General features: G+C 64.7%; 11 protein-coding genes. 4 read left to right on the top strand and 7 right to left on the bottom strand.

Translation table 11 applies throughout. The features are described from left to right. Positions 1-80 precede the first annotated feature (80 nt). The gene (locus EV192_RS31585) at positions 81-1,061 is read left to right on the top strand and encodes a hypothetical protein (protein ID WP_132121926.1); all 981 of its coding nucleotides are present in this window, start codon (positions 81-83) and stop codon (positions 1,059-1,061) included. A 31-nt stretch (positions 1,062-1,092) separates the two neighbouring features. On the opposite strand, the gene EV192_RS31580 is transcribed toward EV192_RS31585, so the two are convergent. Together EV192_RS31580 and EV192_RS31575 are read right to left on the bottom strand one after the other, a co-directional pair. Next, the gene (locus EV192_RS31580; RefSeq protein ID WP_132121924.1) at positions 1,093-2,667 is read right to left on the bottom strand and encodes a hypothetical protein; all 1,575 of its coding nucleotides are present in this window, start codon (positions 2,665-2,667) and stop codon (positions 1,093-1,095) included. Positions 2,668-3,126: 459 nt separating this feature from the next. Beyond that, the gene (locus EV192_RS31575) at positions 3,127-3,522 is read right to left on the bottom strand and encodes a transposase (protein WP_132121922.1); all 396 of its coding nucleotides are present in this window, start codon (positions 3,520-3,522) and stop codon (positions 3,127-3,129) included. 1,019 nt (positions 3,523-4,541) lie between these two features. Between EV192_RS31575 and EV192_RS54195 the strand changes: the two genes are divergently transcribed. Together EV192_RS54195 and EV192_RS31570 are read left to right on the top strand one after the other, a co-directional pair. After that, positions 4,542-4,679, top strand: coding sequence for a hypothetical protein (locus tag EV192_RS54195; RefSeq protein ID WP_165960712.1), 138 nt, complete (start codon positions 4,542-4,544; stop codon positions 4,677-4,679). Positions 4,680-5,233: 554 nt separating this feature from the next. After that, positions 5,234-5,776: a hypothetical protein gene (locus EV192_RS31570; RefSeq protein ID WP_132121920.1), complete on the top strand. Its 543-nt coding sequence runs from the start codon at positions 5,234-5,236 to the stop codon at positions 5,774-5,776. A gap of 227 nt (positions 5,777-6,003) precedes the next feature. On the opposite strand, the gene EV192_RS31565 is transcribed toward EV192_RS31570, so the two are convergent. The 5 genes from EV192_RS31565 to EV192_RS56170 all read right to left on the bottom strand — a co-directional run bounded on the left by EV192_RS31565 (position 6,004) and on the right by EV192_RS56170 (position 12,231). Next, complete coding sequence (locus EV192_RS31565; RefSeq protein WP_132121918.1) at positions 6,004-6,528, bottom strand: hypothetical protein; 525 nt, start codon at positions 6,526-6,528, stop codon at positions 6,004-6,006. A 718-nt stretch (positions 6,529-7,246) separates the two neighbouring features. Beyond that, entirely contained in the window at positions 7,247-10,057 is a 2,811-nt protein-coding gene (locus EV192_RS31560) for an AfsR/SARP family transcriptional regulator (protein WP_132121916.1), read from the bottom strand. Between the two features lie 303 nt (positions 10,058-10,360). Beyond that, positions 10,361-11,239: an IS3 family transposase gene (locus EV192_RS31555; protein ID WP_132121914.1), complete on the bottom strand. Its 879-nt coding sequence runs from the start codon at positions 11,237-11,239 to the stop codon at positions 10,361-10,363. Further along, positions 11,236-11,550, bottom strand: coding sequence for a transposase (locus tag EV192_RS31550; RefSeq protein ID WP_207926314.1), 315 nt, complete (start codon positions 11,548-11,550; stop codon positions 11,236-11,238). The genes EV192_RS31555 and EV192_RS31550 overlap by 4 nt, the downstream gene beginning before the upstream one ends. A gap of 390 nt (positions 11,551-11,940) precedes the next feature. Next, complete coding sequence (locus EV192_RS56170) at positions 11,941-12,231, bottom strand: trypsin-like serine protease (protein ID WP_243727203.1); 291 nt, start codon at positions 12,229-12,231, stop codon at positions 11,941-11,943. 396 nt (positions 12,232-12,627) lie between these two features. Here EV192_RS56170 and EV192_RS31540 point away from each other — a divergent pair, with 396 nt between their 5' ends. Continuing rightward, the gene (locus EV192_RS31540; protein WP_132121910.1) at positions 12,628-15,192 is read left to right on the top strand and encodes an FtsX-like permease family protein; all 2,565 of its coding nucleotides are present in this window, start codon (positions 12,628-12,630) and stop codon (positions 15,190-15,192) included. Positions 15,193-15,217 lie beyond the last annotated feature (25 nt).

Here is a 15,217-nt window from a genome sequence, read left to right as displayed (position 1 = left end):
GAAACTGTGACCGGGCCGTGTCTGGACGGCCGGGGCGGTCGGTAGACTCGCCGATCGACGGCGTGAACGAAGGTGGCCACATGTCGATCACGATGGCGGCACTCGTTGAGGACCTGAAAGCGCTGCGCACCGGTTTGGGCGTTGAAGATCCCAATCTGGTGGCCCGGGCCTGCGCCACCGTCAGACACGTCAGCGGCGTCGGCCCGCACGATTCGCCAGGAATCGTGCGGGAGAAAATCAAGAGTTGGCTCGACCGGATGATCTCCCGCCTTCCGGAGGCCACGGCCCGGATTGGGCGGGCCACGTTCGGGTTCGAGGGACCAGGGGACCGGCCGTACCTGGCCCGGCTGGAGAACCTGGGCCGGAGCGTCGACCGTGAGGTGCGCACCATGCAGCGTCGCGCCGACCAGGTGGTGAGTCGGATCGCCGAACTGGCCCTCGTCGAGCAGGAGTCGCCGGTTCAGCAGGCCAGGACGGTCGACATCGCCGAACCGCCGGCCCGCCAGCCGTGGCACACCACGCTCGTCCGCGTCGATCTCATTCTTGACCAGCCCGGGATCGAGGTCTTCGAGAACCGCCGGGTGATCAGCCATGTCGACCATCTCGCCGAGATCAAGCACTGGATCTCCGTTCCGCCGGTGGATCCGTGCGGCCGGCTGGACCTGGCCGGCCTCGGGATCAGGTTGCTGGGCGGCGGTGAGATGCGGACTCCGCCGCGGGCGGTGTCGTCCAGCCGGGTCGAGATCGCCGTGCACCCGCCGACACCCCTGAACACCGGCGACGAGCACGACTTCTTCTTCCGCGTCCAGATCCCTTCGCTGCAGCCGTTCTACGCCTGCACGCCCCGGTTCGCGTGCGACGAGTTCCAGCTGCGCGTCCGGTTCGGCCGGGAGCGGATCCCCGAGCGGATCTGGCTGATCGACGGGGAACTGCCGATGGAGGCCGGTGATCCAGTGCCCGACCGGCCGGCCCTGGCCGTGGACAACGCCGGCGAGGTCCAGGTGACGTTCGTCGACCTCGTTCCCGCGACCTCGTACGGGATCGGCTGGCAGCCACGTTGACATCGCTGACCTCGTTTCGGAACGGGCGGCGTCAGCCCCTTGCCTTGTCCAGGAGGTTCACCCACCGCCGGAGCGGGCCGGGAACCCGCGTGAGCAGCCGGCCGGACTCGGCCACCGACGTCCACTGCCGCAGCGGCCCGTGTTGCTCCCGGAGAACGAGTGCTGCTTCGTCGAGCAGAGGTTTCGCGCTTCTGACGTTGTTCCGCCGGAGCAGGCACATCCCGAGCTGGAACCGGGTCAGCTCGCTCTCCGGATGGCAGCGCCCGAGCACCGCGACCTGACGCGGCAGCAGCCACTCGAAGATCCCGGCCGCGGCCGCCCAGTCGTGGCGACCCATCAGCACAAGTCCGGTCCATTGCCTGGCTCGCAGGTGGAACGGGTGGTCCGCGCCCAGTACGGCCGCGATCCGTCGCTCCGCCTGGCTGAGGACAGCCAGTGCGCCCCCATGCTCGCCGCTGTTGCTCAACGCTTGGCCGCGCAACAACATCAGTTCGAGCGTCAGGAGGTCGTCGATGCCATGTCCGGCCGCCGAATCGGCCAACGCTCGCCTGAGCTGCTCGGTCGCGAGCAGCCACCCTTCGGGGCGGGCTCGCATCTCCGGAAACGCCAGCGCGACCTCCGCCTCGGCCAGCACCACCGCGGCCTCCCTCGCGAGCTGATTCCGGGCCGTCCAGGCCACCGCTCGCGCGGTCGTCCGCGCCTCGATGAACTCACCGTCGACGAGGTGCAGCCTGGCCAGTTCCACCGCGCCGCCGGACTGAGTTCGGTCAAGAGTGCCGGCCACTTGCCGGGCAGCGCGGTACTGGCCGCGTAGTCGCAGCGCCCGTACCCTGGCCAGACCGGCTCGATGACAATCCACTTCGGACAGCCACAACGGTATCGGACCGTGCTCCCGGATCAGGGCGTGCTGATGGAACACCCGGTCGGCCGCCGGGTATTCACCCAGCACGTCGTGGGCGGTCGCCGCGATCAGCCTGGCCTCGAACTCAGCATGCACATCACGTTCCGCCAGCGCCCGCTCAATCAGTGATTTCGCCTGGCGCAGCGCCACATCCGCGCCCCCTGCCGTAACCGCCAGCCGTGCGGCGGCCTGGACGTCCTGGATCGGCCCGTTTTTCCCGGCCGTCTGAACAGCCAGGTCGCGGATGTTCCAGGAGGCAACCATGTTTCCGTTGTCCTCGTGCAGGGCCGACGCCGCCCGCAGCAACGCCAGCCTGTTGTCCAACGCAACCGTTGGATTCCTGGCTACCTCAACCGCATGTGCACAGGCATCCAACGATGCGCCCGCGAGTTCCTTGGTGAGGATCCGCGCGGCGCGCTCGGCGAGCGCTGCCATCAACACCTGATCGGCTTCCCGGCGGACCGCCTTGGCCACCTGTGGCGGCACTTGCCAGGACTGCGGGCGGGTGTCAGGGACGCGGCGGATGAGACCGTGCTTGTCGAGTTCGTCCAGCGCCTCGGCGACCAAGGTGGGCGCCTCGGCACCCAGGACGCCCGCCACCCCGTCCACCAACGAAACGCCACCGATCGGCGCGTCCGCCAGCATCGCCGCGAAGGTCAACACCGTCCGTGCGGCTTCACTCCGGTCGCGGATCGACCCAGTCACAGTGACCCACCGCCAACCACAGCCATCGCCTTCCTCCCCCGCCAAGCCCTGACCCCACAATGCCGCATATCTGCGGCAACGTAATCGCCGAAGGCTTGACAGATCCGCGACAGTTCCAGGTCGGCGGCCGGATCCCGGACTGATCGCGAAGGTGACGACCAGGGCGACCGTAGAGGATGTCGGTCCAGTGCGTGCCTAGGGACTTCAGGCCGGGGTGTCCGCGCTGATTGATTCTGGTTCCTGTCGCTGATTGCGTGATCAACATCGGGTAGGGTCCGGTCAGACAGGCAGCGGGATGTGGGTCAGGCTCGGAGATATCGTGATCGGGGCCGCGCAGGTCATGGCGATGCTGCCGGATCGTTTTCTCGACATAGCCCAGCCAGACCATGCCAGCGGTCGGCTACTTGCTGCGCGTCGGGTGCACCCACGCGCGCGCCTTCGGCATACGCGCCAGCACGATCACGACAGACGATGGTCACGCCAGGATGCGCGCAGCCACTCGGCGAGGGTGTCCGCGGCGCGGTCGGCGAGCAGATCAATCGGGCAATGAGTGGCCATGTCTAGCAAGATGGTCCCGTAGGCATGCCTGCGTTTGAACGCGAAGTCATCGACACCCAGCACAGTGACCGTCCCCTTCGGCGGGTCAGGGACGGAGCGGACCAAGCGCAACAATGTGTCCCGGCCGATGACCAGACCGAGGCGACCGGCGAACCGAGCCGCCACCGCCAGACCGATCGACTCCAACATCCCATGCAGCCGCGGGCTTCGCCGCGCGTGTGCGCCGGTCAGACCATCTATCTGCTCGGCGAATGTCCTGACCGGGCATGTCTGGTTGTCGCAGAAGAACCGGCGCATCCGCAGCCACAGACCACCGGTCGCCCCGCCACCGACACATCAGCCACCCGAAAGTCATAGCGGCTGTGAACCCGGCGCGACCCGACCCCTCAGGATGAACAGGCACCCACGCTTGCCTTGGCACATGCCCAGATCCGCACGCCGTGCGGAGCCTGCTCGACCATCACGCCGGCCAAGTGCGGCAACAGGTCCGCTAACGAACTGCGCTCACCCGCTTCGGGCGGCCGGTCGCTGCGGGTCTCGATGCCGCCTTTGCCGGTGCCGACATCGAGGTCGTGAGCATTCCGCCGGGCTGTCCGCGAGCGAACTGCTACGCCGAGAGATTCGTTTGGCACGGTCAGGCGCGAGGTCACCGAGTCGAGCCCGGCAACTCATGCCACGACGACCAGACCGCCCGACTCCACACCCGCGTCACACCCACGTTCGCCGCCGACAGACCCTCGGCAGCTTGATCAACGAGTACGAACCCACAGCCGCCTGACACACAGGTCACGTCCGTGGAACCGGCTTGTGAAACCCCACAGGCCAACTCTGACGTTCAAGCGTCCAGAACAGACATGTGAGACGCCTAAGGCGCCTTGACCAGGGGCTTGACAAGCTCGAAGTCCGCGCCAACACGTACACACTGGGCCAGTTCCTACAATGCGCTAGGACATGCGATGACCGGTGATCGGAACGTCCACAAGAGACGGTTTGTCTGACTGGATGGCCGCTGATCGAACGTTACTAACGTCCGTGAAGATGATCTTTGTGGGACCCGCTGCGCGACGATCGGTAGCGGAAATACGGCCGTGGCGGCAAGGATGGTCATCGTGACCACACAAGGCGACTGGACTCGGTACGAGTGGAGAAAGGTCTCCACACTGCACGCACCGGACGCCACTGGCGGCGACAAAGCAGGTGGGTGTGCCGGGACGATCCGCTCCTATACCTACCGGTATTACCCACCGTCGTCAGCATCCTACGAGCGATGCGTCGGGCTGGCGTGGTGTTCCGACTGTCGCACGTGGTCGGGCGCAATGGTGCACGTACCCCGTGACAGAGTGCTGGACGACCCGTTGGCGGGCCTTGCTCCTGACGAGCGTGACAGGCTGCGCCGCCAGGAGCGCGGACTGGTCCGGCATCTCGATCGCATGGTCCGACGCGAACTGCTGTAGCAATTCCTTGCTGAGATCCTCTCGTTGGGTTGTCCATGGACCGGATGGGAACTGAGTCATGGTTGTGCTCTTGACCAAGGCTGAGCTGCCAAGGGTCGACCCAGTCGAAGGCGGCTCCGCCAACGACTACGACTACGTCACCGCCGACCCGATCAACAAAGACCGACCTCGGTCGCAGGTGGGGTGCTCTGGGGTCCGCAGACCGCGAACAGCGTGCGCAACGGTACGTTCACTTGGCGTTCGACCATCATCATCGGACTGGTGACGCTGGGTGGCGGACTGGCTGGTCGAGTCGCGGCCCGTGGCTGGAGGATGTGCAACGTCACCCAGGCAGGCACTCCGGGGGATCCACATGGGTGCCGGTGGAGGGCACGGCCTTCCCATCGCCTGGGGCCGTACCGGTTACAGCTGGGGTGTGAACGGAGCTATCTCAGCCATTTCGTACCTCATTTCCTCGCTCCTCTGGCCCAGGGCACTCTCGTGGTCGCCGAGCCATTACTGGCCTGGCGACCACGAGGCGAAACCGTCGACTGTGCTGTGATATTATGAATAATGTGAGGACGACTGAAGTCGTGGTTATTCGACGAAGATCCGACTTCGTTGTTGGCTGGGCCGGAACAGTATTGATGTGCCTCATAGTGTTGTGGATGATATTCTTCACCCCGCAGCATCTGGGCTTTTGGTACGTTGCTCAGGTTGTTCCCGCCCTCTGGCTGGTGCTGTGGTTTTGCTGGCTCGCGACCGTGCACACCAAGCTGGAATTGTCCGAGTCAGGCTTGGGTATCACCAACTGGTTCTACCGCTACCAGGTACCGTGGCGCGCGATTCACTGGATCCAGTCCGGCGACCTGACCGTTGTCCACACGGTGGACGGTCGCAGAATAAAACCGGCGGTCGGCGGATATTCGCTGGCCGGAAAGCTGAGGGGCAATCCGATGCAGGACAGGATCAGTGATCAGATCGCCGAATTCCGGAAAGCTGTCCCCGATGATGTCGGCACCAGTGTTCAAGTGTCTGGCAGGCTGGACATACACCCGCTGCCGTTCCTTGCCGCCCTGGCCGGTTTCGTTCTCCTGACGGCAATAGTCAGAGGGTGAAGTCCCAGCGTCGGTTCCTCGTCCTGTTGATCCCGACGGTTACGACACCTTGGACGGTGGTTTGATGGCCCTCGGCAGAAGTAAGGAGGGCTCGTGGCCATACATCCAGCCCCGCATCAAAATGACCTCCGATACTTCACTGTTGCGGCGGTTGAGACTCGCAGGTCACCGCAACCGTCAACTCACGCCACCGGCGATGGTCGTCGCGTAGCTGTTCGACTTGACGGTTAGCTGATCCGAGGGCCCTCCGGCGTGTCGATCTGCTTCAGCCCGAACGAGCGCAAGGTCACGTCGGTGCGACTTCCGAAGGTGCGCAAAACGTCTGCGGTGTCAGGGTTTGCGTAGGACGCGGCTTCGTCAAAGATATCCGCTGGCTCCACTCCCAACTGCTGCGCAACGTAGTGATGTGCCGCGACAGTCATCATGAGATCCCGCGGATCGACGTTGTCGTCCGCCAGCGCGACGGCAATGAGACCGATCAACAGTCGTTCCGGGACGCGCTCGCGCAGGGCGATGGTGGCCGAGCGAAAGCCATAGCGGCCGAGAACAGCGCGCTGTCGGTCGCGGAGTTCCGCGCGAAACCGCCCTCGCTCAGCGGTGGATGTAACAGCCAACGACGCGCACGACACGGCGACCTCGTTAGCGGTCGGCCACACCTCAGTTGCCGTACCTGTGCGACGACGAAATGGGATGTCGTGGGCAACCGCAGCAGCAGCTTTGTCTATGAGTCTGCGCAAGGGGTCTGCGGCCACGTCGTCTCCCTTGGGCGGGACGTCAGAGCGGAATGCGCCTAGCCTACTCAACCTGAAGGTAGATTGACGGCGGCCGGTATCGAGGTTGTTCCAGATCACCACGATTGGCACCGTGAGGTGCTGACGAGCAGCATCGAGCAGGACGGCGTAGTCGGCGTCGGCGAAACTGCGCCGCTCGCCCTTACCTGGGCGGTGGACCTCGATCCCGGTAGATCAGGGCATGTACGTTGTCCTGGCTTGACGCCGCGCCCAGCTACGCCACACGCACACGGTGATACGCGCAGCCGCCGGCCTAGTACGGCAGCGGCAGTCTGGGAGGTTTGATGCGTTGACGCTGGTGGTGGCTGTGGTGGGCGCGGGTTTGGTGACGTCGTCGCCAGTCCGACCAGTGAGCGGTGTGTGCTTGGGTGTGCGCTGTATGGGTCAGGATGGCCTAGAGTCGCCTGATTTCGTTGCAAGGTAACGGGATGAGTCGATCGTGATTGGCTGTGGTGCCCCGGACTTGACAGTGATCCAGACCGGTCTCGTTCTGGCGAACTGGAACGTTTCCTCGACGCCCCAACGGGATCCGGCGACACTGACGAGCTCGGCCACTAGCTCTTGCCATAGCGACTTAGCCACTGCCGCCCGACGTGTGTCGTCGCCCGACCGTCCTTGTGGTCACCCGAATCAAGGTGTCCGGTTTGGAAGGTCGTATGGTGCTCGTTTCTAAATGGGGTCAGATGTTGCTCAGGATGATCGCGGGAGTGTCGGGAATTTGTTCATTTTGGAGCAGCGCGCCGGCCTCGTCGTCGGTGAGCGCGCTGATATTTTGCAGGATGGTGATGGATTGCTGCCAGCAGTTTCGTGCCTGGTTATGGTGGCCGAGGGTGTGGTGAGTCTGGCCCAGCCCCCACAGTGACTCGGCTTCGAAGTAGCGGTGCCCGATCTCTCGGAAGAGAGCCAAGCCTTGCTGATGGTAGGCGATAGCACGGTCGGCGTTGCCTGCTCGGTGGTGGGCCCACCCCAGACCGGCGAGCGCGTTTGCCTCCCCCGACCGGTCACCGAGTTCCCGCTGGAGAAGGAGGGCTCGGTGGTGCGAGTCGATCGCCTCGTCGAAGCGCCGCAACCGTTGGTACACCAGACCCAGATTGTTCAGGATTCGTGCTTCTCCTCGGCGATAGCCGTTCTTCTGACAGATGGCATGGCCCTGCTTCAGGCAACTAATTGCCTCATGAAACCGCTCCTGCTGTCGATAGGCGACTCCAAACTGATTGAAGCAGATTTGCTCGCCGTGAGAGTCGCCGACCTCGCGATGGACGGTTAGTGCCTGCTGCGTATAGGTGGTTGCCTGATCGGTGCGCCCTATCCGGGAATGAATCCACCCGAGATCCTGATTGGCCAGGGCCTCGCCGGCAAAATCTCCGCGGCTGTGTGTGGTCTCCGCGGCAAGCTGGCGCAAAGAGATCAACTCCTGCCAGTATCCCCGAATATCGAAGGGCGCCAATAGTGCAGCAGTCAGTCGCCCAAGAAAACCGGGAGCCGCGCCGGATGTGACAGCGGCCTGGCGAGCGATGGCCAAAAGATTGGCGTGCTCTGCCTCAACCCAGGTACCCACATCGGAAAGAGTGGACAAGGCGGATCCCGCGCGCCGATCGCGGGTGGCGTCGATGGGGATGCGGGTGGTCGCGGGGTCCAGCAGCAGGTATGCCTGTTCGGCGGTGGCGGTATAACAGCCTAAGACACGGGACAATGCGGGTTCGGCTTTGTGGCGGCGTGCGAGTTCTTTGGCGTATAGTCGCAACAGATCGTGGGTGTGATAGCGGCCGGGAGCGGCCGAGTCCAGCAGATGATCATCGACGAGTCGTTCCAACGCTGCGTACGCTTTGAACTGCGGCAGGTCGAACAAGGCTGAGGCGACCGGGGGGCTCATCTCAACCCAGTCCAGGAGCCCGAGAAGCCGAAATGCACGGGCTGCCCACTGATCAACCGGATCGCCGCTGGCCTGCAGCGCCTGATAGCTTACCGCGAAGCTGGCTCGCACAGCCCGGTCAGCGACTTGCAATTCATCAAGGCGATGCTGTTCGTCTGTCAACCGCTCAACCAAAGTTGCTATTGGCCAACGAGGGCGGGCGGCCAGTCGGGCTCCGGCGATGCGTAGCGCCAGCGGTAGCCGGGCGCACAACGTGCCGAGAGTGGTGGCGGCGGCCAGTTCGGCCGACACCCGGTCTTGGCTGATCTGCCGAGCAAGTAGGGTCAGCGCCTCAGACTCGCCCAGGACATCCAGATGCAGATGAGTCGCTCCGTCCAGTGAGGACAGAATGATTCGGCTGGTGATCAGAACGTGACAGTCGGGGTGGCCAGGAAGCAGTGGCCGGACCTGTCCGGCCGTGCGGGCGTTGTCCAACACGATCAGCATTCTTTTGCCCGCGAGCAGAGAGCGGTAAACCGCGGCCTGCTCCTGCTCATCGATCGGAATCCGCTCAGGAGGTAAGCCGAGGCTGCGCAGCAGTAGGCCCATTGCATCGGCTGCCGCCATCGGCGGTCCAGAGGAATAGCCACGTAGGTCGACATAGAGCTGTCCATCGGGAAACCGTGTGGAGACTTCATGCCCAAAGTGGACAGCCAAGGCCGTCTTTCCGACTCCGGCGGTGCCATCGATCGCGGTGATCATCGTCGCCGGACGCTCACTTGTGTCGGCGAACCGAGTGTGCAGCTCGGCCAGTTGCCGGTCACGGCCGGTGAAATGCGGGATGTCAGCAGGCAATTGGCTTGGCGCGACCGGGATAGATCTGGCGGATGACTTGACGGTAAGCACTGGATTGGCAGCTAGGATCTGCTGGTGAAGTTGCTGGAGCTCGGGCCCGGGCTCGATGCCCAACTCGTCGACTAGCAGCCGTCGAGTGTTTTGGAAGGTATGTAATGCCTCGGCCTGTCGGCCGCTGCGATACAGAGTGAGCATGAGCTGGCCGGCCAGCCGCTCGTCCAGCGGACGCTCGGCAGCCTGGACGGACAGTTCAGTGATCAATCCAGCGTGGTAGCCACAGCGGAGCCTGAAGTCGGTGCGGTCCAATTGCGCCTCACGACGTTCCCCTTCCAGGGTGGTTCGGAGATTGTTCAGCCAAGGAGTGTCCAGTGCCGTGAATGCTTCTCCCCGCCACAGCTCCATTGCCTGGTCGAGCAGTGCGAGTGCACGCTCCTCGTCCTCAAGCGACCCGGCTTGCGTGACAAGGAGGCGGAACCGGTTCAAGTCCACGATCATCGGATCGATCGCGAGGACATAGCCGCCTGGCTGTCGCACGATATCGGCATCATCGGCGGTCGCAAGGGCACTTCGCAGACGGGAAAGGTAGGTGTATAGGGTCTCGCGGGCGCGATGCGGATGCTGATCTCCCCACACACGATCCACAAGTTGGTCGACCGATACGGGGTTGTTGGCCTCGGCCAACAACCCCACCAACACGCACTGCTGGCGGAGATGACCGATGTCAACAGATTGATCGTTGACACGTACCTCGATGCTGCCGAGCACACGCAACTCTGCTGCCATCAAGATCCCATTCTTGGCTGGAACCCACCATCAGCGAATACCATGCCTCAGCAGCATACTCAAGGTTTGCTCAAGGTTCATCCTCGATCGATCCCGAACAATGACCTAACCTGGCGGTCCGTGGAGGCTATGGACCGCCAGGGCTGGGTTGCGGAGGCAGAAAATGAACAGAGTCAGAGCGATGATTCCTCTTGCTCAATGCACCCCTGATGCGAGTCGCTCTTCCCCAACGAGCTCTCTTCGCCTACCTTAGTTGGGCCTGGGGTTGACCCGTTTTAACGGACAGGGTCGTTAAGGGAATGGTCAGGCTACCCCCGTGTGGTGTTCGAAAGTGGCGGGGCTGAGGTAGCCGAGGCTGGAGTGTCGCCGGCGGGTGTTGTACCAGCCTTCGATCCAGTCGAAGATCGCCTTGTGTGCCAACGATTTTGTGGGCCAGGGCTGCCGGTTGAGCAGTTCGGATTTGATGGTGGCGAAGAACGATTCGGCCACAGCGTTGTCCCAGCAGACTCCGGTGCGGCCGACCGACAATCGCACCCCGTTGGCGCGGGCCAGGCGGCCGTACTGGACGGAGGTGTACTGGCAGCCCCGGTCGGAATGGAAGATCACCCCAGAGGCTGGCCGGCGCGCACAGATCGCGGTGCGCAGGGCATGGGCGACCAGATCGGTCCGCAGGTGATCCGCGGTGGCCCAGCCGACCACCCGCCGGGAGTCCAGGTCGATCACGGTGGCCAGATACAGCCATCCTTCCCAGGTGTGGATGTAGGTGATGTCGCCGCACCAGCGAGTATCGACGTTCCCTGTGGTACAGGAGAAGTCGCGTGCGATCAGGTCTGGTGGCGTGACCGCTACCGGGTCGGGCACGGTGGTGGTGCGCCATCGTTTCGGTGCCAGGCCGGCCAGGCCGCTCTCGCGCAGCAGCCGTGCGATCCGCTTACGGGCGTGCCGGTGTCCCCGATCGGCCAGTTCGGCCTGGATCCGCGGAGCGCCGTAGGTGCCCCGCGACTGTGTGTGCACGGTGATGATCTTCTCGGTCAGCGCGGCGTCCGACCGGGCGCGCTTGCCCGACGTGCCGTTGCGGTGCTCGTAGAAGGCGGACCGGGAGACCTGCAGCAGCTCACAGGAACGCTTGACGTTACCGGTGGGGCTGGCGTTCTCCGCCTCGATGAACGGGTACACGTTCACCGGGTCTCCTTCGCGAAGAAAGCCGTGGCGCGCTTGAGGATTTCCACGTCCTGCTTGAGCCTAGCGTTCTCCTGCCGCAACGCCGTCAGTTCGGTTTTCTCCGCCAGGGTCAACGCCTCGCGGGTCGGGCCGGTCGGTGCGTCGGGGTCCGGATAGGCCTGCTCGATCCAGTGCGCCACCGCCGAGTAAGTCAGGTCGAAGTCCTTCACGACCTGGTGCACCGTCCGGTCACCACGCCGGCACAACTCCACGATCTCGGCCTTGAACTCCGGCGTGAACTGCCGCCGAGGCCGCCGCTTCTTCTTACCCACAGACTCCATAATGACGGACATCCTTCCCAGGAACACACAGTCCCTGATCACTGGTGTCCGTCAAAACGGGACAACTCCAGGCCATCCTGGAAAACGACAATGCACTGGAGGAGTCGATGCGCGTACGACGTGCCGCAGTGGCAGCGTTGATCATTACGACGTCCGCCGCACTGTGGATTGCGGGAGCCGGTTCGGTCGATGGCAGACCCGGCCCTTACCAGTCAAGGGGGCCGTACCCCGGAGACTGGCCAGCATCGAAGTCAACTACGCGGACCCAGTAGTACGGCAGCGCACAGTGTGATCTTGGTCGGCTGGTCGTGATCATGGAGACGGCCGCGCGTGATCAACTTTCAAGGTGTGTTGGATCTAGAAGAAGACGTGGTGGCCGCGTCATGGACTGTGGTTGGCGATCGTCTGGCCCGGTGGCGGGCCGGGTTCGATGTGCAAGCGGACTCCGTCGTCGGGCCCGAATGTACCTGCTTGGGCTGCTGTCGGGCGCTGAGCGGAAGAACTCCTAGACCATCGCCGAACAGGCTGGTGGTCTGCCCGATGGTGGTGACCGTGAACTCGCCGCGACGGCGGTCCACCAATTCGATCGTCCTTCAAATCGTGAAAACAATGCCCTGCGGTGACGACCCAGTCGCGGTCGATCAGCGATCCGTTGCACTCGCCATTGCGCACACCACATCCTGGGACAGGAATGTCCGCCGACGTCAGCTTCGCGTTGAACGGCAGTATCGCACTGTCGAGTGACTCGGTGCAGTCGTGACCGGCACTGATGGTGCCGGGCTGTCACTGCTCGTGACGACGCTGTGCGGAGGCGATGCCCCGGCCTCAGCGTGCAGTTGACCAGCGACGACGTAGGCACGGACTGTCTCGGCGCCCATCACGGCGGCAAGCGCGCGAAGTGGTAAGTCCGAACTGCGTACTATATTCGCAGATACGCAAATATAGTACGCAGTCACTTTTGTCAAGAGTGGAGTTTTGTCCACCACCGGATGCTGCCTAAGACTATGGGGCCGCCATCCAACGCTCACTAGAGTTTCTTCGGAGAGCACTTCATTGGGGGTGGGTTTGATGTGGCGACTCGCGTTGCGTACTCTGCGGTTCCGCGTGGGCGGCTTCGTGGCGACCTTTGTCGCGGTGTTTCTCGGCGCTGGGATCATCGTGGCTTGCGGTGGGTTGATGGAGACCGGGATCCGTACGGCTGTGCCGCCGCAGCGGCTGGCGGCCGCCGCGGTGGTGGTGACCGGTCAGCAGTCGTACCAGGTGCCCAACAAGGATCCCCTTGACAAGAAGGACATCAAGTCGGTCCCCTTGGCCGAACGTGACCGGGTCGACACCAGCCTGGTGGACGCCGTCCGGCGAGTGCCTGGTGTGAGCGCGGCGTTCGGTGACGTGTCGTTTCCGGCCACCGTTCTCAGTGGCGACCGGCCGGTGGACGTCGGGTCGCAGGGCCACGACTGGGCTTCCGCGCCGCTCACGCCGTACACACTGCGGGACGGCAACGCCCCAGCCCGTCCGGGGGAGGTCGTGCTCGACGCCGGGCTGGCGCACCGCGTCGCCGTCGCGGTCGGCGGCCGGGTCGGCATCGTCGCCGGTGGTGATACGCACGAGTACCGGGTCAGTGGTATCGCGGTCACATCGGCCGGGGTCGACGGCGGCGCAGTGTTCTTCGGCACCGCCGACGTGGAGGCGCTGGCTGGTCATCCGGGGAAGCTCGACGCGATCGGAGTCCTTGCCGGGCCCGGCACGACCCCCGGGACGCTGCGGGACCGGATCACCGCGATGCTGGGTGACCGGCCTGTGGTTGCGCTGACCGGTGACGATCGGGGAGTGGCCGAGTTCCCGGTGGCCGTCGGCGGCAGCGAGCAGCTCATCGTGCTGGCGGCCGTGTTCGCTGGGATGGCGATCTTCGTCGCGATGTTCGTGGTGGCGAGCGCACTCGGCCTGTCAGTGCAACACCGACAGCGCGAGTTGGCCCTGCTACGGGCTGTCGGCGCCACACCCCGGCAACTGCGACGCATGGTGCTGGTCGAGGCGGTCGCGGTGGCGCTGCTCGGCGCCGCGCTTGGCTGCGTACTCGGCGTGTTCCTCGGTCCGTACCTCTACGACCGGATAGCCAGCGCTGGCGTGATTCCGCCGGTCGTAGTGTTCCACCAGGGGTTCATCGCGTACCTCGCCGGCCCTGGCGCGGCAGTGCTCAGCGCGGTGGTCGCCGCGTGGATCACCGGCGGCCGCGCCGCCGCCACCCGTCCGACGGAGGCGCTGGCTGAGGCGGCGGTGCGACGCCGGTGGGTCAGCAGGCCTCGGGTGCTGCTCGCCGTGCTGTTCCTGCTTATGGGCGTCGGCCTGTTCTTCGTCACGATGCTGGTGATGCGTGGTCAGATGGCCTCGGCGACCGCCGGACCGGCGTCGATGTGCTGGGCGATCGCGCTGGCGCTACTGGCGCCGGGCCTGACCAAGGTGGTGATCGCGGTGCTGCGCCGGCCGTTGCGGGCGATCCACGGCCTCGCGGGCGAACTTGCCACCATCAACGCCGCCACGCGAGCGGTCCGCACGGCCGGCGCGGTCACCCCGATCATGCTGGCGGTCGCGATCGCGGTGGCCAACCTGTACACCCAGACCACCCAATCCGAAGCGGCACAACGTAACTACGCCGACAGCCTCCGTGCGGACATCGTCCTGTCGGCTCCTCTTGGCGGATTCGCCTCTGGCACAAGGGATGCCGTGCGTCAGGTGCCGGGTGTCGCCGGCGCTTCGGACTATGTCACCAGCATGGGCTGGATCGACAGCCCGTACGACAGCTCGCACCGGGAAAGCCCCTGGCCCCTTGTGGGTATCACGGCTGACGACGCCCGGAACACGATCACCGCCGAACCGGCCCGGGGTTCGTTGGCCGACCTTCGCGGTGCCACGGTCGCGTTGCCCGTCGAACAGGCACAGGACATCGGCCGCACGGTCGGCGACACCGTGACCCTGCGGCTGGGCGACCGTGGCACTGTGGACGTGCGTGTCGTCGCACTCCTGCCCGCACGGGCTGGCTACGAAACCCTGCTGTTGCCGGCGGAACTGCTCGCCGCGCACACTACTTCGGGTCTACCGCCACAGATTCTGGTGCACGCCGCGCCGGGTGCCGACCGTGACGCGCTGAAGGCCGCCATCGCGCAACGGCTCCGTGACCATACTGGTGTCCAGATCGCCGACGGGAGCGCGTTCACCACGAAGTTCGCGGAGGGGACCAACACACAGGCGTTGGTGAACTACCTGCTGGTCGCGCTCGTCATCGGCTACACCCTGATCGCGGTGGCCAACACCCTGGTGACGGCCACGGCACGCCGCCGCCAGGAGTTCGGCCTGCAGCGGCTGATCGGATCGACCCGCGGCCAGATACTGCGGATGCTGGGCGTGGAGGCCGGACTGATCGCGGTCACCGGCATCGTGCTCGGCACGATCGCCTCGGCTGTGACGCTGGTTCCGTTCAGTATCGTGGTCAACCGGACACCCTTCCCATCTGGTCCACTGTGGATGTACGGGATCGTCGTCGTCGGCGCGGTCGCACTGGCCATGGCCGCGACGCTCATCCCGGCGTCGCGGAGCATGCGCTCCCGCCCGGTGGAAGCCGCCAAGGCGCCCGAGTGACTACCATGCGGGAGGATACGAAGAT

The organism is Actinocrispum wychmicini (genome assembly GCF_004345645.1).
Classification (GTDB): Bacteria; Actinomycetota; Actinomycetes; order Mycobacteriales; family Pseudonocardiaceae; genus Kibdelosporangium; species Kibdelosporangium wychmicini.
The sequence above is the reverse complement of the archived record's forward strand: the minus strand, read 5'-3'. Positions and strand labels throughout refer to the sequence as shown.

Coding starts and splice junctions, on each gene's coding strand:
- EV192_RS31575 (WP_132121922.1), bottom strand. CDS start 3,522: ATGCGCCGGTTCTTCTGCGACAACCAGACATGCCCGGTCAGGACATTC.
- EV192_RS31585 (WP_132121926.1), top strand. CDS start 81: ATGTCGATCACGATGGCGGCACTCGTTGAGGACCTGAAAGCGCTGCGC.
- EV192_RS31560 (WP_132121916.1), bottom strand. CDS start 10,057: ATGGCAGCAGAGTTGCGTGTGCTCGGCAGCATCGAGGTACGTGTCAAC.
- EV192_RS31540 (WP_132121910.1), top strand. CDS start 12,628: ATGTGGCGACTCGCGTTGCGTACTCTGCGGTTCCGCGTGGGCGGCTTC.
- EV192_RS54195 (WP_165960712.1), top strand. CDS start 4,542: ATGGTGCACGTACCCCGTGACAGAGTGCTGGACGACCCGTTGGCGGGC.